The organism is Streptomyces qaidamensis (assembly GCF_001611795.1).
Taxonomy (GTDB): domain Bacteria; phylum Actinomycetota; class Actinomycetes; order Streptomycetales; family Streptomycetaceae; genus Streptomyces; species Streptomyces qaidamensis.
Genome location: NZ_CP015098.1, coordinates 2,877,533 through 2,903,491, shown reverse-complemented (window position 1 = coordinate 2,903,491; position 25,959 = coordinate 2,877,533). Strand labels below are relative to the sequence as shown.

Below are 25,959 nucleotides of genomic sequence, written 5' to 3'. Positions count from 1 at the left end.
CGCGTCTCAGCCCTGAGCGCCGGTGACGGCCACCCGCTGCACCAGCCCCCAGGTGAACTCCGCGACCGCCTCCCGCCGGACGCCCTCGGCGTCGGGAGCGGTGAACGCCAGTCCCCACCGGGTCGGTGCCGTGCCCTGAAGGGGGCGGGCCGGGGCGAAGGCGCGGGCCGCCTCGTCGACCGTGCAGGACCAGGGGGTGAGGTCGTCCAGCGTGCGCAGCCCGGGGCCCTTCGCGCCCGGGGCGCGGACCAGCCACTCGTTCCACACCGCGCGGTTCGGGGCGGTCAGCACCTCGAAACGCAAGGAGGGCCAGAGCGGCACCGGCCACAGCCAGGCCTCGCAGTCGAGATCGCCGATCCGGCGGGACGTACGGGACTCCGGCTCGCCCAGCACCTGGCGGTAGCGGGACAGGGGCGCGCGGGAGCGCGGGGAGCGGACCATCGCCTGCCAGCGCTTGTTCGCCTCGCGCATGTCCGCGATCGACACCCCCAGCTCGTGCCGGGCGTCCTCCACGAGGCCGGGATTGTGGTCGGCCATGCGGCGCAGCAGCACCAGCTGGAAGTCGAGCGGGGTGAAGGGGCTAGCGGGGTGCTTTCCGGAGGGCATGGGTCCCATCGTCGCCCACCGGGGACCTGCCCGGGCGGCGGCCGTCGGGGAGGAACAGGACGGAGTTGACGTAGCGCGGGCCCCGCAGGAGCGGGGAGGGCAGGACACGGCGGAGCAGGCCGTGGGAGACGACGTAGGAGGCGTCCGCCTGGTGGTCCTCCAGGGGGAAGCGGGCGAGCGGCACCCAGGTGTCGCCGGGCAGGACCCAGCCGTCGTAGCCCAGCAGGGACAGATAGGTCACCACCGGCGCGATCGGCTGGATGCGGGACTCCAGCTCCACGAAGAGGGCCGGCCGGTCGCGGGCCAGCAGGCCCGTCGCGCCTCGCAGCACCGCCGGCTCGTTGCCGTCCACGTCGATCTTGATGAAGCCGACGTCGCGCAGCCCCAGCTCGTCCAGCGTGACGCAGGGGACGTCCAGCGCGCGGCCGTGGATGTCGCGGCGGACCAGCGAGGACACGCCCCGGTCGCCCGAGTCGTCCGAGGGCAGCCACAGGCGGGCGATGCCCGGCCGGTCCGAAGCCGCCGCCCGGATCACGCGCACGTTCGGCGGGGCGGCGGCGGCCAGCAGCCGGGCCAGATGGGGCACCGGCTCGACCGTCACGACCTGCTCGGCCAGGCCCGACAGGCGGTGGGTCCAGGGCCCGTACCAGCCGCCGACGTCCACCGCCGTACGGCAGCCCGGCGGGCACAGCTCGGCGAGCCGGGCCAGCTCCGGTTCGAACCGGGGGTAGAGCGCCCGGGCCGCCGCGGCCACCAGACGGGTGGGCAGCAGGGGGGCGACACGGGCCGCCAGGCTGGTCACGGTGCCATCCTCTTCAGGAGTTCCTCGTGCTCGTCGTCCGGGACCTGCGCGCCCGATGACGGCAGCAGTTGCGGGATGCCGTCGGTGATCGGGTAACGGCGGTGCAGGCGCGGGTTGTACAGCGCCTCCTCCTGACCGGCCTCCTCGGCCAGCAGATGCAGCGGCCCCTTGTCGAGCGGGCACGCCAGGATCTTCAGCAGCGGGTCGTCGGGCTTCATGGTGATGCCAGCTCCTTGGCGGGTGGGGAGGGTTGGGGAGCGGTGTCGTGCTTCGGCATGGTCAGCAGGACGGCGACCGCCAGGGCCGTGCCCGCCACCCGCAGCGCGAGCCGCAGCGGTTCGTCCGGCAGGGCCTCGCCGAACGACAGGGTGCCGAGCACTGCCGTGAACAGGGACGTCACGGTCGTGCACACCGGCACGATCAGCGAGGCCCGGCAGCGTTGCAGCGCCGCCTGGGACATCACCAGGCCGAACACACCCGTGAACAGCAGCAGATACGGATAGGGGGAGCTCAGCAGGTCCAGGAGGGCGCCGCCGATGCCGTGGGTGGTCAGGTGGCCGGCGACGCCCTTGATGGCCAGCGAGCTGACGCCGTACAGCAGGCCCACGGCCACGCCGTACTCGACGCCGGTCGTGGGCCGCCGGTGCCGGTTGCGGGTGCGCCGCTCGGCCGAGCCGTACAGCCACACCCCGGCCGCCAGCGCCGGTACGCACACCAGCAGGATCAGCTGGTAGGGCGCGTCCTGGCTGATGGTGTCCGACCCTTCCCGCAGCGACAGCACCACCATCAGCAGCGCAAGCAGGATCGCGCCCAGCGCGTACCGCTCCCGGCCGGACGTCTCCTCCCCGAGCAGCCGCGCCGACAGCAGCACCAGCAGCACCAGGCCGGAGACGAAGATGCCCTGGGCGGCGGCGATCGGCAGGGTGCGGTAGACGACGAGCTGCGCGGCGAAACCCGCGGCCAGGGCGAGGGACCCGCCGATCCACAGGGGGCTGCCGAGGACGAGGCGCAGCAGCCGGGCCGGTTGCCGGATGCTCACCTCGGGGAGAGAGGTGAGCGCCCGCTTCTCCAGCACGAAGCCCAGGCTGTACAGGGTGTTCGCCAGCAGGGCCGCGGCCACTCCCCACCACATCGGCTAGGTCCTCCTGGCGTGCAGCAGCAGGATCGACGCGAGCTGCGGCCGGGCACAGGCCAGCCGGTCCAGCGGGCGCAGCGGGCGCGGCACGCCGTGGAAGGGAGCCCCTTCCAGCCGTTCGACCGTGAACCCGGACGCGGCGACGAACTCCTTGAGCGCGCGGGCGGTGTAGAGGCGCAGATGCCCCACGACCTCCTTGCCCGGGCGGCCGTGGATGCCGCGCAGACTGACCTCCGAGAACACGGGCTGCACGCCGGCCAGCAGCAGGCCGCGGTTGTACCAGGCGGCCAGGTTCGGCGTGGACAGCATCAGGTGCCCGCCGGGGCGCAGGATCCGGCGGATCTCGTCGAGGGCCGCGTCGGGGTCGACGAGGTGCTCGACGACCTCGCTGAACAGCACGGCGTCCGCCGCGCCGGACGCGAACGGCAGGCCGCCGCCGGTGAGTTCGCCGCGCACCGCGTACGGGATGCGGGTGCGGGCGCGGCGCAGGGCGTCCTGGGACCAGTCGACGCCGATGACGCGGTGGCCGGGCAGGAGCGGGGCGGCGGTGGCGGCGGCGGTGCCGTCCCCGCAGCCGATGTCGAGGATCGTCTGCGGGCCCGCGGTCGCCGGGCCGCTCAGGGCACGGGCCAGCATGCGGGCCTGACGGAGGCTGCGCGGGGTGCCGGACGCGACGGGCACGGCCGGGTTCTCGTAGAAGTCGCGCAGGTCGCCGGGCGGGGGCCCGGTGGTGGTCGGCGTGGTCACGGGGTCACCTCCGTGGTGTGCAGGTAGTGCTCGAACAGGTCGCGGAGGTGGGCGCCGTCGCCGTGGCTGAGCAGGGCCTTCGACCAGCGCAGGGCCAGATGGAGGCGGCCGGCCGTGGAGGCGGTGGTCACGGTGAGGCCGCGGGGCATCCGGGCCGGTGCCGAGAACCAGACCGCGTGTGCGCGCCCCGCCTCCTCACCGAAGTCCAGGGGGTAGGGGATGCGGCCGATGTTGCTGAGCAGGGTCGTCGACGTCCAGGGCGCGGCGGCCCGGCGCAGGGTGCGGGTGAGGGCGGCGCGGGCGGTGACGGGCGCCCAGGGGGCGGTCAGAAGGGCGGCGCCGTGGCCCAGCTGGGGGCGGGGGAGGGACTTCAGGGCGCGGGTCCGCTCAGCGGTGCGGCGCAGCAGGGCCGGCATGTCGGTGACGTCCAGTTCCCCCGGCGCGTACGGGACTTCCACCAGCCGGGTGCCGTTGCCGATGGGCATCGTCGTGTCGCGGGGGCGGTCGTCCACCGGCATCGTGATGCGCAGGGGGCGGGGGCGGGCGCCGTGCTCCCGGTTCCAGTGGGCGATGGTCAGGGCCGTGGTGACCATGAGCTGGTCGTTGACGGTGTACGGGGAGCCCTTGGGGCGGTGCGGGAGGGGCAGCTCGGCGACGAGCATGCCGTTGCCGGGGGAGGGGTCGGGCGTGCCGTGCGCCACCCGCGCCGGGGGCGACCAGCCGGCCGGGGTGTCCGGGGGTTCCTGCCGGGGTTCGGCGGGGCGGGTCGGGGGCGCCGCCGGGGCGTTGTCCCGGCCGCCGTACAGTTCGGCGGCCGTGGCCAGGACACGCAGGCACGCCGGGCCGTCCAGGGCGGTGTGGTTGATGGTGAGGAGGAGGACCGAGTCCACCACCTCCAGCCGGATCGGCGGGGACGTCGACAGCGGCGGGGCGGCCGCGAGGGCCCGGGTCCGGGCGTCCAGCAGGGCTCGTGGGCCCGGCGGGGCGAAGGTCACCACCTCCACGTCCGGCTCCGTTGTCAGCTCCCACTCGTACTGCCGCCGGTACCACGGCCCCCGTGCCTCCCGCATCAGGATCCGCGGATGCCGGTGCAGGGCCTCCAGGAACGCCTTGCGCAGCCGCGCCCGGTCGAGGGGGCCAGGGAGGTGGACCTCGATGTGGACCGTCTCCGGCTCCTCCTCCTGGAGGCAGTGCCGGGAGACCTCGTCCACCACCGGGAACGGAATGCGTACCGGTGCCGTCATGCGGGTTTGCCCTCCCCCGTTTCCGTCCTCGGCAGCTGTTGTGCCGGAACCTGTGGGGCCGGTCCCTCGCGCAGGCTGACCAGGCCCGCGAACAGGCCGATCAGCGCCAGCAGTTGGGCCAGGTGTCCGAACGCGCCCTCACCGGCGCCCACCGGCTCCCCGGCCCCGGAGGCCGCGACGATCCCGGCTGCGGCCAGGGCGGCGAACGCGATCGGCACCAGCAGGGTGTGCCGCCGGGCGGCGAGCAGCGCCAGCGCCGGGACCAGCAGTGCGAACCAGCCCGCGATCACGACACCGACCAGCGTCAGCGCCACCGTGCCGAGCCACAGGCCGGGCAGCGGCGGGACCGGCTGGGGCGCGTCGGGGTTGGGGGCGCGGCGCCGCCACAGCGCCAGGCCCAGCAGAACCGCGATGCCGGCGCCGCTGCCGATCAGGGCCGCGTCGTACGTCGTGGCCGGCTCATAGGACAGCTCGACGTCGCCGCCCGCCCCGGCCGGGACCCGCCAGCCCTGCTGCCAGCCGTCCAGCCGCACCGGGGTCAGCTCCTTGCCGTCCAGGGTGGCCTTCCAGCCGTCGTTGAAGTTCTCGTACGTCGTCAGGTACGAGGCCGCGCCCGAACCGACCGTGACCGCGCGCCGGTCGCCCAGCCAGTCCCGGATCCGCAGGTCACGCCCGGCCGCCGCGGCCTCCGGGAGAGTGCCGCGGGTCAGGGTCACGTCCGTGAGCACGAGTGGGCCGGCGTCGCCGCCCTCCAGCCGGTGGTCGCCCGAGGCGAGCCGCACCTCGGCGTCACCCCGGCCCTCCTGACAGAGGGTCACCTCCACGCCCCGGCGCTCCACCAGATCCCGCACGGTGCCCTTCGCGCTCGTCTGGTACAGCTCGCCGTCCAGCGCCACGTCCGGGCCCTTGCCGCACGGCAGGGAGAACGTCCGGGTGGCGTCCGGCTGCGGGGTGCGGTACTGGTCGAGGGACGGGAGGTACGCCTCCGTGAGGCCCACCGGCAGGCGCAGGTCCTCGTCGGCGACCGGGTTGTGCAGGGTCAGCGGGGCCGTCTCGGTGATCGTGATGTCGAGCCGGTCCGTGGTGATCGGCGGGAAGCGGACCCAGCCGTTCTCGTCGGCCCCGGCGATGGCCGCACCGTCCGGGGAGCTGATGTGCACCTCGGAAGCCCGGGCGGACAGCCCGCCCGCGGGGGCCAGGACCAGTTCGCCGACCGGCTGCTTGCCCTCCCAGCGCAGGTGGATCGTCGGCCGGTCGCCCGCGACCCACGCCGTCGTCAGATCACCGTCGGTGAGGTTGCGCGCCGTGAGGCCCGCGCCGAGGCGCGCCGTGGAGTCGGCGGTGGCGACGATCCGGGCCTGCTGCTCGGGCGCGACCTCGTAGAGCAGCTCGTCGAGTTCCTCGCCCGGCACCGGCACCGCGCTCGCCTTCACCTCGTACGTCCCGGCGGCCGGCGTCGTGAAGCGGCGGTGCAGGCCCGCCTCGGTGCCGGTCGCGGACAGACCCGTCGGGTCGGAGGCGCGGTGCAGGGAGATGACGGTCGCCGCCGACGTGGCGTCCTCGGCGTCCGCCGGGAGCCGCAGCAGACGGGTCACCTGCACGTCCGGCAGGTCGATCTCGGAGAAACCGGCGCCGGTGAGACCGCTCCGGCGCTCCACGGAGTCCACGATCGTCAGCTTCATCCACCCCGTCGAACCCTCGGGCGCCTTGATCCGCTGCGTCTTGCCGTTCGGCTGGAGGAAACTGGTCTTCTCGCCCTTCTCGGTCTCCACCCGCACCTTCGTCGCCGCCGCCCGCACGCCCTCCTGCGGCAGCGGCGTCACCTTGAAGGAGGACGGCATGTCGTAGGAGCCGGTGAAGCCGATGCGCAGCCACTGCCCGTCCGGCGTGTCCGGCGCGCCCTCCGCCCACGCCGTGTCCGGGTTGCCGTCGAAGGCGTTCACCGGGTCGTACTGCGGGAGGTGGAACAGCCAGTTGCCGTACGAGGACGCCGACACCGAGCGGGCGCCGCGCAGTTCGGCCACCGTCTGGTGACCGGTGCCCTCGGCGGGCAGGATCTGGCGCGGCTTCTCGCCCGGGTCCTGCTGGGCGTCCGGCGCGTTGCGCTCGTCGCGCGTGTACGTGTACGACGTACCGGCGTTGACCAGCCCGAACCGGGTGTCCGCCCGCCGCAGCCCGTCGCCCACCACCTGCACGGCCGGCGTGCCGAGCCCGGGGTGGTTGTCGCCGGTCAGGACGGTCGCCCGCCCGCGCAGCCGCTCCGCCAGCGGCAACAGCGCCTCCGGCCCGCCGGACACCACGGCCGTGTCGGAGACCGGGGCGAGCCCGGCCTGCCCGGGCCGGATCACGTCCTCACCCGTCGGCCGGTAGATCTCCACGGCCCGCTGCCGCGCGTACAGCCCCTCGACCTGGAGCGGCGCGTCCTGCGCGATCCGGCCGCCGGTCATCACCGGCCCGAGCCCCGTCACCCGCTCGTACCCCGACTGCTCCAGGGTGCGCTTGACGGTCGCGGTGGGCACATGACCGATCTGGTCGGGGTCGAGGTCGTTGCGCACGACGACGTAGTACAGCCCGGCCCTGCTCAAGTAGTCGGCCAGGCCGGGTACGTGGGAGCCGGATATCAGCGCCTGCTCGACGGCGTCCATCGCGCGCCGGTTGCCGGGCGTGCCGAACGGCACGTAGTCGCGCTGCGCCCACCGCGACTCGGCGAGCACGTCGAGCGGCTGGTCGATGGGGGAGCCCCAGGTGTAGACGCCGTGCGCGGTCGCCGGGACGACCAGGGCACGCGAGTCGGGCGAGTACTTCTCCAGCCAGTCGGCGGTGGCCTGCCAGTAGGTGGGGAGCTTCTGGAAGGAACCCGGGTTGAGGATCGAGCCGTTGAGATAGGGCCACAGCAGCCCCGGCAGGATCAGCACGGCCGCGATCAGTGGGGCGAAGCGCCGGCCGCGCACCTGCCGGGCCCCGTGCGGCTCGGAGGCCACGCCCACCAGATGCGCCAGACCCAGCACGAGCGCCAGCGCCACACCGGTCTGGAACTTGTAGATGTTCCGGAACGGCGACAGCCACCCGTCCAGCCAGCCCTGCACGACCCCGTGGAACGGCGCCCCGAACGCCCCGCCGTACCCGGCGAGCAGCACCAGCGCGGCCACCAGCACCGTCAGCACCAGCCACCGCCGCTCGGGCATGTCCCGCCGCGCGAGTCCGGCCAGCCCGAGTCCGGCGGCGAGCGCCGAGCACACGATGACCACGACGGAGGAGGCCACGGCCCAGCCGGCCGGCAGCCACGCCTCACCGAGATGCAGATAGGCGACCCAGTTGCCGGCCCCGCGCAGCGCCTCGGTCGCCGCCATGGTGTCGGTGGTCGTCTGCGAGGTCTCTATATAGGGGAGGAAGTTCTCGCCGTAGACGCCGAGCAGCAGCAACGGCACCCACCACCAGGCCGTCACCACGATCACGGCGGGTGCCCACCAGGCGATCAGCTTGCGCTGCCGCGGCCCGGGCGGCCGGGACAGCAGGTACAACCCGACCGGCAGCAGCGAGGCCAGGGTCGCCGACGCGTTCACCCCGCCCATGAACGGCACGAGCAGCGCCGACCGCAGGGCCGCGACCCGGGCGGCGTACCGCTCGTTCGTCAGCGGCAGCAGCACCCACGGCAGGAACGCCCCGGGCAGCGCCGCGGCCGACGTCGACCCGATGACGGTGGTGAACACCGGCCACAGCGCGTACGCCACCGCGCCCAGCAGCCGGGACGCCCCGCTGCCCACCCGCAGCCGCTCCGCCAGCCGCAGCGCCCCCCAGAAGGCGACGGACACGATCAGCGACAGCCACAGCCGCTCCGCCAGCCACACCGGCAGCCGCAGAAGGTCGCACAGCCAGTAGAACGGCAGCATCGGCCACAGATAGCCGACGTACTGGTCCTGGATCCCGCCGAACCCGGCCCGGTCGTGCCACAACTGGCCCAGGTCGGCGAGGAACTGCCCCGGATCGACCGTGACACCGAGCTTGGTGTCGAAGGTCTGCCGCCCGGGTTGCACCACCAGGAACAACACGAACACCACGGCCCAGAAACCCAGCAGCCAGCGCCGCGACCGCGGGCCGTCGGGCGGGCCCGCGGCGGTCGCGGTGGTGGGAACGGCTGCCGGGGGAGGAGCCTGGACCGTGGTTGTCATGTAGGGCACCGCCGCAGAATGAGGAGGAGGTTCCAGGTGGCGAACTCGCGGATGCCGGGCGCCTTGACGACGGCCTCCGCGAGGAACGGCCAGTAGCGGGAGCGCGCCGAGACGACCGTGACGTCGTCCCGGGCCCGCACCTGCCGCAGGGTGGAGCCGATGTGCACGGCGAACAGGTTCTCGCCGAGGGTGTGCTTGGCCGGCCTGCCGGTCCGCCGCAGGTAGCGGGCCCGGGCCCGTTCGGCGCCGAAGTAGTGCCACGGGGCCCACTCGTGCCCGCCCCACGGCGACAGCCAGTTGGTGAACGACACGTAGATCAGCCCGCCCGGGCGGGTCACCCGGGCCAGCTCGCTGAGGAACGTCTCCGGATCGGCCACGTGCTCCAGCACGTTGGAGGAGAAGGTGACGTCGGCGACGCCGTCCCTCAGGGGCAGGAGGTACCCGTCGGCGACGACGGCCGACTCGGGGGGCTTCTCACCGAGCTCGGCCAGGTCGGGCTCGAAGAGGAACGCGTTCGCCCCGCGCCGCCGGAACTCCCCGGTGAAGTACCCGCCGCCGCCACCGACGTCGAGCACGGTGCGGCCGGCGACCGGCCCGTCGTAGGACTCGACCTGGTCGACGGCGTCGCGGGCGAGCAGCGAGTAGCAGGCCTCGGGATCGTCCTGCTCGTGGAGGAAGGCACGGAACAGGGCGAGGGATCTCCGGAACGAGGGGTCGCGCACAGGGGGGCGCGGGGCTGAGACATCTGCGGCCGCGCCGCGCGGGCGCGTGGGCGGCTTCACGGGGCCCAGCCCCTCACCGCCTCCGTGGCGACCGCCCTGAACTGCCGCACCGTCCGGTCCCACCGGAACTGCGCGGCCCGCTCCCGCGCGGCCTTTCCCATCAGCTCCCGCCGTCGCCCGGAGAGGGCCAACGCACACCACGCCGCGGCGAAGGAGGACTCGCCCCGCGCGAGGACGCCGGTCTCGCCGTCGACCACGGAGTCCTTGAGCCCCGGGACGTCGAAGGCGACGGCGGGCGTCTCGCGGGCCGCGGCCTCCGTCACCACCAGCCCCCACCCCTCAACGGCGGACGGGTGCAGCAGCAGCCAGGCCGCACACAGCAGCCGGTGCTTCTCGGCTTCGGAGACGTACCCGGTGAACTCGACACCGTCTCCGGCCAGTTGCTCCAGACGGCCTCGTTCGGGCCCGTCCCCGACGACCACCAGGCGTCCGCCGGTCACCGGCCGTACCCGCTCCCACAGCCGCAGCAGCAGATCGATCCGCTTGTACTCGACGAGCCGCCCGACGGCGACGAACAACGGCTCCGGTGAACGCTCGGCTCTCGGCCCCGGCTCCTCGACTCCGTTGTGCACGACCCGGATCCGGTCCCGCTCGACCCCGATCGCCCGCAGCGCGTGCGCGGTCGAGGAGGACACGGCGACGAGCAGACTCCGCTGCTGCGCCCCGGTCAGCGCCCAGTGTTCGAGTCTTCGGCCGATCCGCGCCGCCGGGGCCAGCGGCCCGCCGAAGCGCATCGACCACAGGTCCGTGTGGACATGGTTGACCAGGGTCAGTGTGGGCCCGCGATGCCACAGCGGCGCCAGGTAGGGCATGCCGTTGCACACCTCGACCAGCAGGTCGCAGTCGCCGACCTGCCGGGTGAAGGCGGAGCGGGCGCGCAGATAGTGCCCGTAGGGGCCGCCCGCGGACACGACCCGGTAGTCACGGATGGGGGTACCACCCTGTTCGAGCGAAGCCGAGAGCTTGGGGGAGGCGGGCCCCCCGCACAGCAGGGTCACCTGGTGATCCAGGCGGGTCAGCCCGTCGGCGAGCTTGTCGACCAGCAGCTCGGAGCCGCCGGCGGAGGGGTTGTCCAGATCACGATGGGCGAGAAAAACGATCCGGCGCGGATGTGGGGGAAGCGCCGACAGGCGCTGCGACGCACTGGGGAGCGCGGCACGCAGCCGGGACGGTACGTGCTGGGGCATGGGTGCTCCAACTCGTGTTGGGGTGCGGAACTCAGCGTGGGGAAAACGTGGGGGGTGTGGTCGTCACAGGGGGTCGGTCTGTGCGGAGCCTGAGCTCTTCCTGGGAGGGGAGTGTGGACGGGATGTGCTCGGGTGGGGTTGGACAGTTTTCGCCCGGACGTTCCCCACGGCTACTCACCGGCGTGACAATTTCCGGCTTTGTTGGAGCTGACGTCACATCACATCGTGAGGGTGGGCTGGGGCGTACCGGACGTATCGGCCGGAACGGGGCTCTCCGGCTCCTTCCGCCCACGCGCCACCAGAGCGCCACCCACCACCGCCAGTACGAAGCCCCCCACGGCCGCTCCGATCGGCAGCGTCGTGCCCACCATCCGCAGTTGCCCGCTGTCCCGCTTCGCCTGCCGCACCGCTTCCTTCTGCGTCCCGGTCGTGAACGAGACCTTCCGGGTGTCCAGCAGCACCGCCGCGTCCTTCTTCCCGCCGGGCGCCCGCAGGGTCCGCTTCGGGCCGGTCTGCGCGTAGATCACGCGGCCCGTCGCCTGGTCCACGACCAGCTCGAAGCCGTGGTTGGAGTACCACTCCTCGGCCAGCACCTGCGGCCGGTCCGGCTGGTCGACGAGGCTGCCGGGCACCATGCGCGTGCCGGTCTTCGTCGGAGGCACGGAGCCGGTGAACTTGTAGCCCGTGTAGCCCTGGACCTTCGCGGTGCCCCGGTAGCGCAGCACGACCGTGTCGCCGAGGGTGTTGTCCCACCACTGGTAGGAGCGTTTCTGCACGTCGAAGGGGAACTTCAGATACGCCTCGCCCTCGATGTAGGGCTTCTCCCCGCAGCAGTGCACGGGCCGTGTGGTCTTACGGTCCATCACCCAGCGGTGCGGCACGAAATCCGGCGCGTCGTGCGGATCGGCGGCCGGCAGCGACTTGTCGGTGTCGACCGTCGTCGTCACGTCCCAGACGGCGTTGCCGCTGCGTTCGCTGTCCTCGACGTTGCCCCGCACTCGCTGGGTCACGGTGATCTTCCGGTCCGGCACCGTCTCGATCCGGTCAGTGTCGAAGACGCTGCCCCGGCCGGTGTAGACGGCGGTCGTGTCGATGTCGATCGGGTTCACCGCTGCACGGGGCTCCACGTACCAGGCGAGCAGGGGCGCCAGCACCAGCAGGAACGTACCGAGACCCAGCAGGACCAGGGAAAAGGGAGAGGTTGTACGGCGCATCCGGGCACTCCAGTGGCTTGGGACGGCTCGACGTACGAGAGGGCCGGCACGGCGGCGGAATGCGCACGTGCGGTTGGGCCGGGAACCGTAGGCGGCTCTTGACGGGGTGTCAATGCTTGTCGAGACTGGGCGCGACAAGCAGGGACGGGACGCCGAGGTGGGGAAACCTCCGGACGATCTCCGGACGAATCCGGACAGAGAGGCTGACCCTGCGATGTCGAGACTGCTCGCTGCCGCGCTGACCGTCGCGCTCGCCGCCGCCCTCGCCGTGGGCGCCGCGCTGGGCGTCGTCGCGCTGCTCGAAGCCACACCCGACCAACCGAACACCCCCCTGATCACGTACGAGCAAACAGACCAGGGGAGCTGACCGTGACGGCCGCCCGCACCGCAGCCGCCCTCTCGACGCGCTCGGCCTGGCACGAGGTACCGCGCTTCCAGGTACGCCGGTTCGCCGCGATCGCCATGGCCGAGGCGCCCGCCCTCGCCGAGGAGATCCTCTGCGAGATCCAGCGGGAGTACCCGCATCTGCCCGTCGTCCTCGACGACTCCGGCGAGCCGATGGCCCTGGTCGGCATCCGCCGGGCCATCGAGGTGTTCGTGCAGCACCTGGAGCACTCGGAGGGACGCCCGACCGTCCCGCCCGGCGTCTTCCAGGACTTCGGCCGCGGCGAAGGCCTCAACGGCCGCTCCCTCGACTCCCTCCAGGCCATCTACCGCATGGGCGTACGCCTGGCCTGGCGCCGCTTCGCCGACATCGGCCAGCGCGTGGAGATCCCGCCCCCGGCGATGTACGAACTCGTCGACGCGGGCTACGAGTACCTCGACGGCCTGGTCGACCAGTCCGTACGCGGCTACGCCGAGGCAGCCGCCCGCCAGGCCGGGGAACGCCTGCGCCTGCAACGCCGCCTCATGGAGCTCCTCCTCGCCGAGCATCACCGCGGCGACCCCTCCGAGGCCCTGACCGAACGCGCCGCCCGGATCGGCTGGCCGTTACCGGCGAAGGTCGCGGTCGGCGTCCTGCTTCGCCCGGCCCGCGAGGCGATGGCCCCGGCGGTCGGCCAGGGCGTCCTGCTGGACATGGAGTACGAGCAGCCCCGCATGGTCGTGCCGGAGCCGGACGCGGCGGGCCGCTCCGAGCTCATGCACCGGGCCCTGGCCGGCTGGTCCGGCGCGATCGGCCCACCGGTCCCGCTCACCGAAGCGGCCAAGTCCCTGCGCTGGGCGGAGGCGGCGGTCCGCCTGATGGAACGGGACCTCCTCCCCTCCGGCGAGGTCCTCTACTGCACCGAGCACACCGAGGCCCTGGTCCTCCTCCAGCCCGAGGAACTCATCGACGACCTGGCCCTGAGGTGCCTGGCCCCCCTGACCCACTGCGGCCCCACCCACGGCCGCCGCCTCGCCGAGACCCTCCTGGCCTGGCTGGAGACCCGCGGCGGCGCCCCGGAGGTGGCCACCCGACTGGGCGTCCACCCCCAGACGGTCCGCTACCGCCTGCGCCAGATCCGCGAACTGTGGGGCGACGAGATCGACGACCCCGACCGCCGCTTCGAACTGGAACTGGTGCTGCGGGCACAGCGGTTGAGGGGGGAGCTGGGCGGGGTGCGGGGGCGGCGGGGACGGTGAGCGGCGCCGCCCCGGCGTCATACCGTGGCCCGCTCCTTCGCCGCGGTCCGTCCGGATGCGGGAGCGTCCAAGTGCGCCACCACCGAGGTGTGGAAGCGGTGCACGGCGTCGTCGACGCTCCGGATGAACCCGGACTCCGCGCTGCCGCGGCCGCTTCCCATGCCCTTGAAGAGTGACAGCCGGAATCCGGTGATGCGCGTCGAGCTGTCCTTCGGCAGCAGGTCCCCCGGTTCGGGACGCAACCGCTCCAGCGTGCCCCGCGGGCCGCCCGCCTCGCCCTCCACAAGAGTCTCGACGTGCAGGTCCGCCGGCGCCTCCGCGAGACGACGGATCAGGCGCTTGGCCCAAGTCAGTGGATAGCCCTGCTCGGGCGCCGGGATCTCCACGGACGTGCGCAGCTTGGCGGTCCGCAGATCGGCGCTGATGGTGAGCAGGCCGGGTGCCCCCTCGACCCGCAACTCCGCGTAGAGCCTGCCCTCCAGGCACAGCTGGTCCGCCAAGCGGGCGCGGCGGGCCCCGGGGTCGGTACCGCGCCGGGAACGCTGGGCGGGCAGCACCTTCTGCCCCAGCTCACCCCCGAGCCGCAGGCACACCTGCCGGATGAGCCGCTCCCAGCTTTCCACGACCTCCAGGGCGCGGGGGTCGCCCTGGCAGAGGGTCTCGTCGTTGATCCCGTTGCGCACGGGCACCCATGCGGCACCCATGTTCTGGAAGCCGTGGCAACCGGAGTTGTCGTGCTGGAGGTAGTGGAGCAGGTCCTGGAGCAACCAGGTGCGCGCCGCGTTGCCGACACCCTCGTGCCGGATCAGCATCTGGGCCTGGTGGGCCACTTCGGCCCAGGACAGGTGCCAGAGCGCCACCTGGTGCTTGCGGCGCCGGTCGATCTTCACGTCGACCAGTGGGCTGCCCTCCAGCGCCACGTCGTTCGACAGGGTGATCACGGCCTCGTAGCCACGCCGGGCCGCGATGTCCATGTAGGCCTGCACCTGGTCGGACTTCAGGGGATTGCCGTTGGTCTTGGTCTCGACGAGGGCCGTCCACAGCTTGCCCGCGCGCTCGACGCGGACGACTCCGTCGGGGCGCCGGGGTGTGTCCCCGTGCGGCAGGGAGACCTCGGTGAACGTCTCCATGCGGCCGGACGGCGCACCGAAGGGAGCGGTGATGCGCCGGCCGAACCGCGGTACCTGGGCCATCACCGACAACAGCACCGACGTGGCCCGTGTCTCCCGGTCCCGGTCGTTCTTGAGCGCAGACACCGGGAAGAGCCGGGCCTGTCTCCAGGACTCGTTCTCCGCCAGGCTCTTCACGGGCGCCCTGGGTGGTGTGACCTTCTTCGCGGTGCGGGGCCGGCCGGCCCGCTTCTTGGGAGCGGCCTCTTCCTCGGCCGGCGGGCGTGGTGCGGGGACCGCCTCCAGCGTCGCGTGCGGCAGAGTGCCGGGGGTGCTCACGGCGAGCTCCGGTGTCGCCTCCGTCCCGGGCTCCGCCTCGTCGTCCTCGATGTCGACGCCGAAGTCCGTCGCCAGCCCCGCCAGCCCGCTCTCGTACCCCTGGCCGACGGCCCGGAACTTCCACTCCTCGCCCCGCCGGTACAGCTCACCGAAGATGATCGCGCTCACCTGGCCGGCGTCCTCGATGACGAACCGGAGGAGGCTCTCGCCCACGGCGTCGGCCAGCGTCACCTTCAGGTCGTCCAGTTCACCGAAGCGCGCCCCCTCGTAGCGGCTCGCGGCCACGACGATCCGCTCCACCTCCGCCGGGACCGCGGTCAGGTCGAAGCTGATCCGGTCCTCGCTGCCGTCACCCGTCGGCTCCTTGCCCAGCAGTTGCACGCTGCCGTCGGCGGCCACCGGGTTGTTGTAGAAGTAGAAGTCGGTATCGCTGCGTACCTTGCCGTTCCCGTCCAGCAGCAGGACGGACACGTCGGCGTCGCCCTCCCCGGTCGGGCTGGACCAGCCGAGGCTGACGATCGCGGAGCCGACGTTCTCGCTCAGGGCCGTCAAGGACACGTTCGAGCCCATGGTCATGTCACGCACAGAAATCCCCCCACCTCTGCGACACCTGTGACGTGTCGCACACCGGGCACTTTAATGGGCACACCACGCGAATGTGGGGCCTCGTGGGTTTCCGCTCGTAGGTCCGCTGCCCATTGCCCGGACATACCTCTATGGCTAGCCTGTGTTCGTCATGCCGATCGCCTGTTGAAATCTCGAACACAGGCGCCTGAGACATATTAGGGAGGGGGCCGGTCGTGGGACGCCTCGTACCAGCCGTGACCCGGGCTCTCGACATTCTGGAGCTCTTCCTCGACGGGGACGGAACGCTCTCCGCCCCCGACATCGTGCGCAAGCTCCAGCTGCCGCGCACCACCGTGCACGAGTTGGTGACCACGCTCGCCGCCCGGAAGTACATCGTCCCGATGCCCGGTCAGCCCGGACGCTACCGGCTCGGCGTACGCCCGTACCAGCTCGGTGCACGGTACTCCGAGCAGCTCGACCTCGCGGCCGAGGGCCAGCAGGTCGCCCGGTCCGTCGCCGAGACCTGCGACGAGACCGTGCACGTGGCGATCCTGGAGGACACGGACGTCATCTACATCGCCAAGGTCGACTCCACGCACGCCGTGCGGATGGTGTCGGCGGCCGGCCGCAGGCTGCCCGCACACTGCACCTCCGTCGGCAAGATGCTGCTGGCCTCCCTTCCCGAGCCGGAGCTCACCGCGCGCATCCCGGACAACGCCCAGCTGGTCGCGATGACCCCCAACAGCATCACCGACCCGGGCGCGCTGCGCGAGGCCCTGGCCGAGATCCGTGAGCGGGGCCTCGCCGTGGAGAACCGCGAGTCCAACCCGGACGTGTCCTGCGTGGCCGCGCCCGTCCGCGACCGCACCGGGCAGGTCGTCGCCGCCCTGTCGATCTCCGTGCCCATGATCCGCTGGAGCGAGGAGCGCCGCGCCGAGCTGGAGCAGCTCGCCGTCAAGGGCGCCGCCGAGCTGTCCGAGCACCTCGGTCACCGGAGCATGGCATGACGACGCCGTACGAAGTCGCCGTGCGGGCCGAGGCCGAGCTCGGCGAGGGCCCCACCTGGGACGCGGCGGCCGGCCGGCTGCTGTGGATCGACATCCTCGGCTCTCGCCTGCACACCTACGACCCCGCCACCGGGCGCCGCACCGTCCGCCGCACGGAACAGCACATCGGCGCCGTCAGGCCGCGCGCCGGCGGCGGCCTGGTGCTGAACCTGCGCGACGGGATCGGCCTCCTCGACCCGGACGACCGCTTCCGCTGGCTCCACCACGAGCCGGTCCCGGGCCGCCGCGCCAACGACGCCGCGATCGCGCCCGACGGCGCGCTGTGGGCGGGCACCATGCGCTACGACGAGGCGCCGGGGGGCGGCACGCTGTCCCGCGTCACCGGCGGGGGCACCGTGGAGGTCGTGCTCGACGACGTCGCCGTCAGCAACGGCACGGGGTGGAGCCCCGACGGGCGGCTCATGTACTACATCGACTCCCCGACCCGGCGGGTCGACGTCTTCGACTACGCGGACGGGCGGATCTCCGGGCGGCGCACCCTCGCCCGGATCGAGGAGAGCGCGGGGTTCCCGGACGGGCTGACCGTGGACGCCGAAGGGTGCGTGTGGGTCGCCCTGTGGCAGGGCTCGGCGGTGCGGCGGTACACCCCCGGCGGTGAGCTGGACCGGGTGATCGAGCTGCCGGTGCCGCTGGTGACGGCCTGCGCGTTCGGCGGGGCCGGGCTCACCGACCTGTATGTGACGACCGCTCGTGTGGGCCTGACCGATCCGCCCGCGCTGGCGGGGTCGTTGTTCGTGGTGCCGGGGGCGGGCAAGGGACTGGCCCAGCCCGTCTTCGCCGGCTGACGGCTGACGGCTGACGGGGGACGAGGGCGGGCGGCCGGACGGCTCTCGGCGCGCCCGCGCGTGAGGTTGCCGACGGGCGCGGACCGGGCCGGGCCGCCCCTGCCTCAGCGTTCCGTCACGTCCAGCCGCCGCAGGACCGCCCGCTCCTCCTCCGTCAGCGGCGCCCCCACCGCCGCAGGCAACGGCGGCCCGCTCAGCGTCGCCAGGACCGTCGAGGGCCGGAGCAGCCGCGTCGGCCCCGTCGTCATGCTCATCACGTCCCAGAGCGCCGACGCCGCCGTGTACGAGCCGGTCGCCGTGCGGATCATGCGGCGGGTGTAGGCGGTGACCAGACGGTCGGCGACCCCGGGCGAGCCCCCGCGCGTCCCGGGGTACCAGACGTCCTGGCTCACCGCCATCGTCCACGCGGACTCCACCGGCCTGGCCACCCGTCGCTGCACACGCCGGGCCAGCCCGGGCTCGCCGAGGCCGGACCCCCGCAGCTCGCGGTCCAGCTCCCGGGCGCCCAGCGCCGCCACCGACATGCCCTGCCCGTAGGCGGGGTTGAACGTGGCCAGGGCGTCACCGAGGACGACGAGACCGTCGGGCCAGGAGCGGACCTTCTCCAGGTACCGGCGGTGATTGCTGGTGCTGCGGCTGACATGGACGTCGGTGAGCGGTTCCGCGCCGGAGATCAGCCGGCCCACGATGGGGTCGGGCAGGTCGAGGGTGTACCGGAGGAACGCGTCCGGATCGGACGGCGGTTCGCCGCCGCCCCGCGTGCCGGCGAGGCTGACCATCCAGCGGTCGCCCTCGATCGGCAGCACCATGCCGCTGCGGCCGGGCCGCCCCTGATACGGATCGGCCTGCACCATGGTCAGAGGGAAACGCCCGGCCCCCTCGGGAGTGCGGTAGAGACGGGTGGCGTTCACCAGGCCGGCGTCCACCGTCTTCTCGCGCACGTCGTCGACGCCCAGCGCCGCCAGCCAGGTCACGATCCGCGAGCCGCGTCCGCTCGCGTCCACCACGAAGTCGGCGGCGAGGTCCTCCTCCCCGGCGGCGGTCGAGAGGCGGACCCCGGTCACCCGCTCCCGCGACCCCGTCAGCTCCAGCACCCGCGCCTTGCGGATCACCACCCCGGTGCTGTCCAGCACGGCGCCCCGCACCGCCCAGTCGAGCAGGGCCCGGGTGCAGGTCAGCATCCGCGGTCCGGGGTGCCGCCAGCGCCGGAACCAGCCCTCGGGCGTCAGCGCGACCATGCCCGAGCCGAGCGGGATCTCGTGCGCACCGGCGGCGAGCAGGTGCTTGCGCATGCTCACGCCCGGCACCAGCTCCTCCATGGGGGCCAGACCGCCGGCCATGAGGAGATGCGCGTGACGTCCCTGCGGCAGGCCCTTGCGGTGCTCCGGCCCCTCGGGCAGATCGTCGCGGTCGAGCACGACCACCTCGTCCGCGACGGCGGACAGGGCCGCCGCGGCCAGCATGCCGGCCAGACCCGCACCGATGACGACAGCTCTACGCGACATGCGACTCCCCGCACTCAGCCATGAAGGCTCCTTTGCCCTGAGGGCATTCCCCGTCGTCCGGCCACAGCCGCGCGGCGCACAACACCCGCCCGCCGACACCGGTTTCGAGCCATACAGGCCTCGTTCCGGACGGCTCTCACCGTACCTTCACGTACCGTGCGCGGCCCCCGTCCGGGTCTCGTCCGTGCAATCCGCCGGGTACGACGGGCACCGGCCGTGGCCGGGGGCGTGGTCAGCCCGTGAGTGACTTGCCGTCCGTGAGGTCACGTGCCAGGGCGCGGATCGCCCGGAGGTCCTCCGTGCGGCGCAGCACCCGGGACACGGCGCCGATCTCGCGCAGCAGGTCCGTGGTGTCCCGGGCACCGGTGCCGTCGTCCTCCCGTGTCCGGTTCCCGGCGTCGGCCGCGTCCAGGATCGCCGCGGTGGCGGCGAGTGTCTTCGCCAGGTCGGGCGGGTGGCCGAGGGCGAGGGCGGCGTCGTGGAACCGTATCCGCCGGTCCTCGTCGATGTGCCGGGCCAGCGGCAGCAGCACGTCGCGGATGAACGTCTCCCGGCGCACCAGTCGCAGCTCCGGCGTCGCGCGCAGCAGGAACGGGACCCCCGTGCCGTTGACCGTCCTCATCAGCAGGTACAGCGGCCGCAGTTCGTGGAGGGCGAGCCGGACGTGCCAGCGGCCGTGCAGGTACTGCCCGGCGTGCGGGAGGATGAAGCCGACCGCGATGAGCACGGCGGACAGGCAGGCGAGCGGCGGGGCGACGGCCGTGCTCAGCCAGTCCACGTTCCGCCCGGACCAACGGGCCACCACGGCACTGATCTTGGCGGCGTCGAAGAACAACTGCGCCGCGTAGCCCACGCCGAGGAACTTCAGCCCCCAGCGCAGCAGCGAGTCGAGCCCGTCCGTGCGGACCCAGTTCCAGATCAGCCCGTTGGTGACCAGTGCGGCCACGGTGTGCGCGAGCAGGTACAGCACGATCACCTCGCGCATGTACGGGGTGTTCGCGTAGTACGTGTCGAGATCGCGCAGCCGCTCCTCCGGCACGTCCGCGAGAGCGAACAGCACCCACATCGCGACGATCACACCCGAATAGACCGCCACGACCCCGCGCATCGCGCGCCGGGTGCGCTCCGACCGGTCGGACAGGCCGTTGCGCCAGGAGATGATCAGCAGCAGGCAGAAGGCGCAGAACGCGGTGAGCAGCGAGTAGACCCAGGGGCCGGAGAAGTTCGCCACCCCGGTGATCCGGTTGACCCGGGCGATCGTCGACGGCGCCACGAACACGAACACCGCGCAGGCGAGCAGCAGGAGCCCGCCGACCGCGCGCAGCATCGGGTCCTTCCAGAGCCGGATGATGCTCGGCAGCTTGATGGCCAGAGCGGCGGCCAGGACCCCCGCGGGGATCCACCAGAAGTTCGGATAGAACTGGTTGACGAACTCGGCCGGGGTCAGTGCCACCGTCGTCACGGTGCCGCACCTCCTCGCGGCCCCCGGTAGTACAGCGACCGCTGCACGGGGTCGAGGGGTACCTCCGGCCCGCGCCCGCCCGGCAGCAGCGCCCGGCACCCCGCCGCCAGCCGGTGCCCGAAGGCGTCGGCCTCGGCCTCGTCCCGTTCCCGGGAGCCGTTGCGGGCGGCCACCGTCAGCGCGACGTCGTCCCACCCCGGCCGGTCGGCGAACGCGTGAGCCGCCGCCGCACCCGCCCCGTGGTGATGCCCGTGCCCCGCGTGCAGATGCCACAGCTCATGCCCGAGGATGACCAACTGCTGCACCGCCTCGGCCCGTTCCTCGACGATGACGAGGTCGAAGTCCTGGAACTCCATCCACAGGCCGGTCACTTCGATCTCGTCGGGGAAGCGCTCGAAGCGCAGCTCGACGGGCCGCCCGCCGCGCCGGCTGCTCATCTCCTCGCACAGTGCCCGGCACAGGGACCGTACGTCGGTGGGGTACTCGGGTCTCTTCCGCACCGCGGTGGCGAGTTCGGCGGCCAGGCCGCGCATGGCCGAGCCGCTGCGTGAGCGCCTGAGCGCGGCGGAGAGTCGGGCGGCCCGGGCCCGCGCGCCCGCGATGTCCATCGCTCCCCCTTCTCACCGCCGGCCGACGGCCTGTCGCGGGTCCGAGACTACGCGCCCGAAAGTGTGCGCGTCATGCGATCCGACGTCCGATGTTCAAAGGGGAACGACCGTTCCTGTCCGGAAAAGTCCCACCCCAACTCTGGCCGGACCATTGACGTGCAAGCGCTTCGAATTTACGGTCCCGTTCGAAGTAACGAGCGCCATCCGAAATACCGGACAGCTATTCGTCATCGATCGTAAGGGCAGGGCATGGGACGACCTGACCTGAATCGCAGGCAGCTTCTCGGCGGGCTCGGCGGACTCTTCGTCGCCGGCAGCTTCGGCTTCGCCGCGCTCGGCACCGGCGCCGACGCACTCGCCTCCGACGCCGACACACGGGTGCGCTACTGGAACCTCTTCAGCGGCGGCGACGGCTCCAACATGATCGCCATGCTGGACGCCTTCCGTGCGGCCAACCCCAACATCGCCGTCAAGGACTCCACCCTCCAGTGGGGCAGCCCCTTCTACACCAAACTCGCCATGGCGGCGGCGGGCAACCGCGCCCCCGACCTCGGCGTCATGCACCTCGGCCGGGTCACCGGCTTCGCGCCAGGCCGCCTCCTCGACCCCTGGGACACCGGCCTGCTCGCCAAGTACGGCGTCCGGGAGGAGGACTACAACCCCACCCTGTGGAAGCGCGGCGTCATCGACGGCAAGCTCTACGCCCTCCCCCTCGACATCCACGTCCAGCTCTGCTTCTACCGCAAGGACGTGCTGAAGAAGGCGGGGCTGCTCGGCGACGACGGCCGGATCGTGCCGGTCACCTCCCCCGACGAGTGGTTCGACGTGCTGAAGGAGGCCAAGCGGGCCACGAAGAAGGGGCTCCAGACCATCGGCATGTGGAACGCCGACCAGAACTTCCAGTGGTGGTTCTTCGTCGCCTTCTACACCCAGCTCGGCGGCACCTGGTTCAACGCCACCGACACCGAGGTCACCTTCGACACCGACAAGGCCGTCCAGGTCCTTCGGTTCCTGCGCCGGCACGTCACCGACGGGTACTCCGACCCGGGCTTCGGAGGCCTCGCGAGCGCCGAACAGTTCCTCAACGGCTCCCCCTTCGTCTGGGAGGGCAACTGGTCGGTCCCGGTCTACTCCGGGGCGAAGCTCGACTACGGAGCGACCCCGCTGCCGCCCGTCTTCGGCCGGCCGGCCACCCACGCCGAGTCGCACTCCTTCGTCCTGCCGCACCAGTCCGACCGCGGCGGCGCCACCAACGAGGCCGCCCACCAACTCGCCGCCTACGTCGTCCAGCACGCCCAGCAGTGGGCGGCCGGCGGCCACATCCCCGCCTACACCCCCACCCTGTCCACGGCGGCGTACAAGAAGCTGGACCCGCAGAGCGAGTACGTCGCCGCCATGGACCACCAGGCCACCGAGCCGAAGGTGTGGTTCGCGGGCTCCACCGGCATCCTCGCCCAGCGCGTCGGCCCCATCGTCGTCTCCTCGACGATGGGCTCCGCCAAGCCGGAGACCGCGGCCGGCCGCATGAAGAAGGCGCTCACCCAGCTCCTCGCCACGAAGAACCCCATGGACGGGAAGACCGCCGCAGAAGGAGGTGCCGCCTGATGGCGACCAGCGCCCACACCATCGCCGCACCCGCACGCGCGACGACCGCCGCCGGCAGCACCACCCTGCGCCGCAAACAGGGATTCCAGCACGGCGGCTGGTTCGTCGCCCCGTTCCTGCTGCTGTTCGCCGTGTTCGTGATCTGGCCGCTGCTGCGCGGCGTCTACCTCAGCTTCACCGACGCCAACATCACGGGCGAGGGCGCGAGCTTCGTCGGCCTCGACAACTACCGCGAGGCCCTCAACGACCCCCTGGTGTGGGACTCCCTCGGCCACAGCGCGTACTTCACGCTCCTGGTCGTCCCCTGCATCACCGTCCTCGCCTTCCTCCTCGCGATGCTCGCCCACCACATCGAACGCGGCAAATGGCTGTGGCGGCTCTGCTTCTTCGCCCCGTTCCTGCTGCCGTCCACCGTCGCAGCCAACCTGTGGCAGTGGCTGTTCAACCCCGGCACCGGCATGATCGACCACGTCTTCGGCCTCCAGACGCCCTGGCTGACCGACAAGTCCTACGCGATGCTCGCCATCGTCATCACCACCCTGTGGTGGACCGTCGGCTTCAGCTTCCTGCTCTACCTCGCCGCCCTCCAGGGCATCCCGGACCACCTCTACGAGGCCGCCAGACTGGACGGGGCGAACGCCTGGCACCGCATGGTCCACATCACCCTGCCGATGCTGCGCAACATCACCGGCCTGGTCATCGCCCTCCAGGTCCTCGCCTCGCTCCAGATCTTCGACCAGGCCGTCGTGATGATGGACTTCCTCCCCGGACCCGAGGGATCGACCCGCACCTTCGTGCAGTACACCCTCGAAGAGGGCTTCACCAGCTACCGCGTGGGCTACGCCTCCGCGATCTCCGTCATCTTCTTCGTGATCATCGCGGCCGTCGCCCTCGCCCGGATGTGGCTGCTGCGCAACCGTGAGGAGAGCGCCCGATGACCACCAAGGCGTGGACGCCCAGCCAGATCCTGCTCACCCTGCTCGGCACGGCCGTGTCGGTCGTCTTCCTCGCGCCCTTCGCCTGGGGCCTGTTCACCTCGCTCAAGTCCGAGACCGAGGCGGTGGAGGTCCCGGCGCACTGGCTCCCCGAGGACTGGACGGGCCAGGCCTGGAAGGCCCTGTTCGACTCCGGCAACATCACCAACTGGTTCGTGAACTCCCTGGTCGTCTCGGTCTGCGTGACGTCCGTCGTCCTGCTGGTGAGCGCCCTGGCCGGCTACGGCTTCGCCCGCACCGAGTTCCGCGGCAAGAACGTCCTCATGGGCGTGGTCATGGCGGGCCTGATGATCTCCCCGGCGGTCCTCGGCGTGCCGCTTTTCACCACCGTCCAGCAGATGGGCATGGTCGACACCTACTGGGGCATGATCCTGCCGCAGTGCGCACCCGCCGCGATGGTCTACATCCTCTACAAGTTCTTCCAGGGCATCCCGCGCGAACTCGAAGAGGCCGCCTTCATCGACGGCGCCGGCCGCTGGCGCGTCTTCTTCACCATCGTCCTCCCGCTCTCCCGCCCCTCCCTGGCGGCGGTCGGCATCTTCACCTTCATCGCCTCGTGGAACAACTTCCTCTGGCCCTACATGGTGACCAACAACCCCGACCTGATGACCATGCCGAACGGCATCGCGACCGTCATGAACTCCTACGGCATCCAATGGGCCCAGCTCATGGCCGGCGGCCTGATGGCGGGCCTGCCCCTGATCATCGTCTTCGTGTTCTTCCAACGCCAGATCGTGGCCGGCGTGGCCCACACGGGCTTGGCAGGGCAGTAGAGCAGCACCCGCAGGGGCGCGGGGCTGTTGCGATGTGCGGCTCCGCCGCGTGGGCGCGACAAGCCCCCACAGACCCGCAGACGAAACGGAACCTCGAAAGGCAAGCATGCACACCGCCCGCTTCACCCTCGACCCCGCCTTCACGGTCGGCGAGGTCAACCCCCGCCTCTTCGGCAGCTTCGTGGAACACCTCGGCCGCTGCGTCTACACCGGCGTCTTCGAACCGGACCACCCCACCGCCGACGACAAGGGCCTCCGCCAGGACGTCCTGGAACTCGTCCGCGAACTCGGCGTCACGGCCGTCCGCTACCCCGGCGGCAACTTCGTCTCCGGCTACAAGTGGGAGGACTCCGTCGGCCCTGCCGAGGACCGCCCCCGCCGCCTCGACCTCGCCTGGCACTCGACGGAGTCCAACCGCTTCGGCCTCTCCGAGTACATCGACTTCCTGCGCAAGATCGGCCCCCAGGCCGAGCCGATGATGGCCGTCAACCTCGGCACCCGCGGAGTCGCCGAGGCCCTCGAACTCCAGGAGTACGCCAACCACACCGCGGGCACCGCCCTGTCGGACCTGCGCGTCTCCCACGGCGACAAGGACCCCTTCGGCATCAAACTCTGGTGCCTCGGCAACGAGATGGACGGCCCCTGGCAGACCGGCCACAAGACGGCCGAGGAGTACGGCCGCCTCGCCGCCGAGACGGCCCGGGCCATGCGCCAGATGGACCCCGGCGTCGAACTCGTCGCCTGCGGCTCCTCCAGCCAGTCCATGCCGACCTTCGCCGAGTGGGAGGCGACGGTCCTGAAGGAGACGTACGACCTCGTCGACTACATCTCGCTGCACGCCTACTACTGGCCCGAGGACGGCGACCTCGACTCCTTCCTGGCCTCCGCCGTCGACATGGAGTCCTTCATCGACAACGTCGTCGCGACCGCCGACCACGTGGGCGCCCGGCTGAAGTCGAAGAAGAAGATCAACCTCTCCTTCGACGAGTGGAACGTCTGGTACCTGCCCGAGTGGGAGGCCCGCGCCAAGACCTTCGAGCAGGACGACTGGCCCGAGGCGCCGCGCCTGCTGGAGGACAACTACAGCGTGACGGACGCGGTCGTCTTCGGCTCGCTCCTCATCGCCCTGCTCCGGCACGCCGACCGTGTCACGGTCGCCTGCCTCGCCCAGCTCGTCAACGTCATCGCGCCGATCATGACCGAGCCCGGCGGCCCGGCCTGGCGGCAGACCACGTTCTTCCCGTTCGCGCAGGCCGCGCAGTACGGCCGCGGCCAGGTCCTGGACGTCCGCGTGGACTCGCCGACGTACGAGACGAGGAAGTACGGCGAGACCGACCTGCTGCACGCCACCGCCGTGCGCGCCGAGGACGGCACCGTCACCGTGTTCGCCGTCAACCGCAGCCGCACCGACGCCCTGCCGCTCGAAGTCGCCCTCGACGCCCTCGGCCTGACGCGGGTCGTCGAGCACAGCGCCCTCGCGGACGCCGACCCCGACGCCCGCAACACCCTCGACGACCCCGAGCGGGTCGCCCCGCACACCGTCGACGGCACGACCCTCCAGGACGGCACGCTGAGCGCCGCCCTGGAGCCGCTGTCCTGGAACGTGATCCGGCTGGCCTGACGGCCCCGGCCGGT

Annotated in this window: 22 protein-coding genes; 8 read left to right on the top strand and 14 right to left on the bottom strand. The window is 72.2% G+C overall.

All coding sequences use genetic code 11. The annotated features are described in order from the left end of the window. Positions 1–6 precede the first annotated feature (6 nt). The 10 genes from A4E84_RS12715 to pgfA all read right to left on the bottom strand — a co-directional run bounded on the left by A4E84_RS12715 (position 7) and on the right by pgfA (position 11,886). Complete coding sequence (locus tag A4E84_RS12715; protein WP_062926679.1) at positions 7–615, bottom strand: hypothetical protein; 609 nt, start codon at positions 613–615, stop codon at positions 7–9. Then, positions 581–1,408 carry an FkbM family methyltransferase gene (locus tag A4E84_RS12710; RefSeq protein WP_062926678.1) on the bottom strand — a complete coding sequence of 276 codons (828 nt, stop codon included), beginning with the start codon at positions 1,406–1,408 and terminating at the stop codon, positions 581–583. The genes A4E84_RS12715 and A4E84_RS12710 overlap by 35 nt, the downstream gene beginning before the upstream one ends. Beyond that, positions 1,405–1,626: a Trm112 family protein gene (locus A4E84_RS12705; RefSeq protein ID WP_062926677.1), complete on the bottom strand. Its 222-nt coding sequence runs from the start codon at positions 1,624–1,626 to the stop codon at positions 1,405–1,407. The genes A4E84_RS12710 and A4E84_RS12705 overlap by 4 nt, the downstream gene beginning before the upstream one ends. Continuing rightward, positions 1,623–2,528 (bottom strand): hypothetical protein, encoded by a 906-nt coding sequence (locus A4E84_RS12700; RefSeq protein ID WP_062931422.1) that lies wholly within the window; start codon positions 2,526–2,528, stop codon positions 1,623–1,625. Before A4E84_RS12700 ends, A4E84_RS12705 begins: the two co-directional genes overlap by 4 nt. Before the next feature lie 15 nt (positions 2,529–2,543). Then, complete coding sequence (locus A4E84_RS12695) at positions 2,544–3,290, bottom strand: class I SAM-dependent methyltransferase (RefSeq protein ID WP_062926676.1); 747 nt, start codon at positions 3,288–3,290, stop codon at positions 2,544–2,546. Beyond that, complete coding sequence (locus tag A4E84_RS12690; protein ID WP_062926675.1) at positions 3,287–4,534, bottom strand: condensation protein; 1,248 nt, start codon at positions 4,532–4,534, stop codon at positions 3,287–3,289. Before A4E84_RS12690 ends, A4E84_RS12695 begins: the two co-directional genes overlap by 4 nt. Beyond that, a complete protein-coding gene (locus tag A4E84_RS12685; protein ID WP_062926674.1) occupies positions 4,531–8,703 on the bottom strand; it encodes an alpha-(1->3)-arabinofuranosyltransferase in 4,173 nt (1,390 codons plus the stop codon). The genes A4E84_RS12690 and A4E84_RS12685 overlap by 4 nt, the downstream gene beginning before the upstream one ends. Next, a complete protein-coding gene (locus tag A4E84_RS12680) occupies positions 8,700–9,425 on the bottom strand; it encodes a class I SAM-dependent methyltransferase (protein WP_062926673.1) in 726 nt (241 codons plus the stop codon). The genes A4E84_RS12685 and A4E84_RS12680 overlap by 4 nt, the downstream gene beginning before the upstream one ends. 56 nt (positions 9,426–9,481) lie before the next feature. Then, positions 9,482–10,672 (bottom strand): glycosyltransferase family 4 protein, encoded by a 1,191-nt coding sequence (locus A4E84_RS12675; protein WP_062926672.1) that lies wholly within the window; start codon positions 10,670–10,672, stop codon positions 9,482–9,484. A gap of 218 nt (positions 10,673–10,890) precedes the next feature. Further along, positions 10,891–11,886 carry a cell envelope lipid trafficking protein PgfA gene (pgfA, locus tag A4E84_RS12670; protein ID WP_062926671.1) on the bottom strand — a complete coding sequence of 332 codons (996 nt, stop codon included), beginning with the start codon at positions 11,884–11,886 and terminating at the stop codon, positions 10,891–10,893. 214 nt (positions 11,887–12,100) lie between these two features. On the opposite strand from pgfA, the gene A4E84_RS43400 reads away from it, so the two are divergent. Together A4E84_RS43400 and A4E84_RS12660 are read left to right on the top strand one after the other, a co-directional pair. Next, entirely contained in the window at positions 12,101–12,253 is a 153-nt protein-coding gene (locus A4E84_RS43400) for a hypothetical protein (RefSeq protein WP_167345865.1), read from the top strand. Positions 12,254–12,255: 2 nt separating this feature from the next. Then, on the top strand, positions 12,256–13,509 hold the full coding sequence (locus tag A4E84_RS12660; RefSeq protein WP_062926669.1) for a PucR family transcriptional regulator: 1,254 nt from the start codon (positions 12,256–12,258) through the stop codon (positions 13,507–13,509). 17 nt (positions 13,510–13,526) lie between these two features. On the opposite strand, the gene A4E84_RS12655 is transcribed toward A4E84_RS12660, so the two are convergent. Then, positions 13,527–15,533 carry a TerD family protein gene (locus A4E84_RS12655; RefSeq protein ID WP_174569425.1) on the bottom strand — a complete coding sequence of 669 codons (2,007 nt, stop codon included), beginning with the start codon at positions 15,531–15,533 and terminating at the stop codon, positions 13,527–13,529. A gap of 224 nt (positions 15,534–15,757) precedes the next feature. Here A4E84_RS12655 and A4E84_RS12650 point away from each other — a divergent pair, with 224 nt between their 5' ends. Further along, on the top strand, positions 15,758–16,531 hold the full coding sequence (locus tag A4E84_RS12650; protein WP_062926667.1) for an IclR family transcriptional regulator: 774 nt from the start codon (positions 15,758–15,760) through the stop codon (positions 16,529–16,531). Continuing rightward, positions 16,528–17,376: an SMP-30/gluconolactonase/LRE family protein gene (locus A4E84_RS12645; protein ID WP_062926666.1), complete on the top strand. Its 849-nt coding sequence runs from the start codon at positions 16,528–16,530 to the stop codon at positions 17,374–17,376. Before A4E84_RS12650 ends, A4E84_RS12645 begins: the two co-directional genes overlap by 4 nt. A gap of 104 nt (positions 17,377–17,480) precedes the next feature. Here the strand turns inward: A4E84_RS12645 and A4E84_RS12640 are convergent, their stop codons facing one another. The 3 genes from A4E84_RS12640 to A4E84_RS12630 all read right to left on the bottom strand — a co-directional run bounded on the left by A4E84_RS12640 (position 17,481) and on the right by A4E84_RS12630 (position 20,951). Then, positions 17,481–18,881 carry an NAD(P)/FAD-dependent oxidoreductase gene (locus tag A4E84_RS12640; protein WP_062926665.1) on the bottom strand — a complete coding sequence of 467 codons (1,401 nt, stop codon included), beginning with the start codon at positions 18,879–18,881 and terminating at the stop codon, positions 17,481–17,483. Between the two features lie 232 nt (positions 18,882–19,113). Further along, complete coding sequence (locus tag A4E84_RS12635; protein WP_062926664.1) at positions 19,114–20,343, bottom strand: DUF6545 domain-containing protein; 1,230 nt, start codon at positions 20,341–20,343, stop codon at positions 19,114–19,116. Beyond that, positions 20,340–20,951 carry a toxin-antitoxin system, toxin component family protein gene (locus A4E84_RS12630; RefSeq protein WP_174569424.1) on the bottom strand — a complete coding sequence of 204 codons (612 nt, stop codon included), beginning with the start codon at positions 20,949–20,951 and terminating at the stop codon, positions 20,340–20,342. Before A4E84_RS12630 ends, A4E84_RS12635 begins: the two co-directional genes overlap by 4 nt. Positions 20,952–21,200: 249 nt before the next feature. Between A4E84_RS12630 and A4E84_RS12625 the strand changes: the two genes are divergently transcribed. From A4E84_RS12625 to arfA, 4 genes are all read left to right on the top strand, one after another. After that, on the top strand, positions 21,201–22,556 hold the full coding sequence (locus A4E84_RS12625) for an extracellular solute-binding protein (RefSeq protein ID WP_062926663.1): 1,356 nt from the start codon (positions 21,201–21,203) through the stop codon (positions 22,554–22,556). Next, on the top strand, positions 22,556–23,494 hold the full coding sequence (locus A4E84_RS12620) for a carbohydrate ABC transporter permease (protein ID WP_062926662.1): 939 nt from the start codon (positions 22,556–22,558) through the stop codon (positions 23,492–23,494). Before A4E84_RS12625 ends, A4E84_RS12620 begins: the two co-directional genes overlap by 1 nt. After that, a complete protein-coding gene (locus A4E84_RS12615) occupies positions 23,491–24,324 on the top strand; it encodes a carbohydrate ABC transporter permease (protein WP_062926661.1) in 834 nt (277 codons plus the stop codon). The genes A4E84_RS12620 and A4E84_RS12615 overlap by 4 nt, the downstream gene beginning before the upstream one ends. A 106-nt stretch (positions 24,325–24,430) precedes the next feature. Next, positions 24,431–25,945, top strand: coding sequence for an arabinosylfuranosidase ArfA (arfA, locus tag A4E84_RS12610; RefSeq protein WP_062926660.1), 1,515 nt, complete (start codon positions 24,431–24,433; stop codon positions 25,943–25,945). Positions 25,946–25,959: the final 14 nt, after the last annotated feature.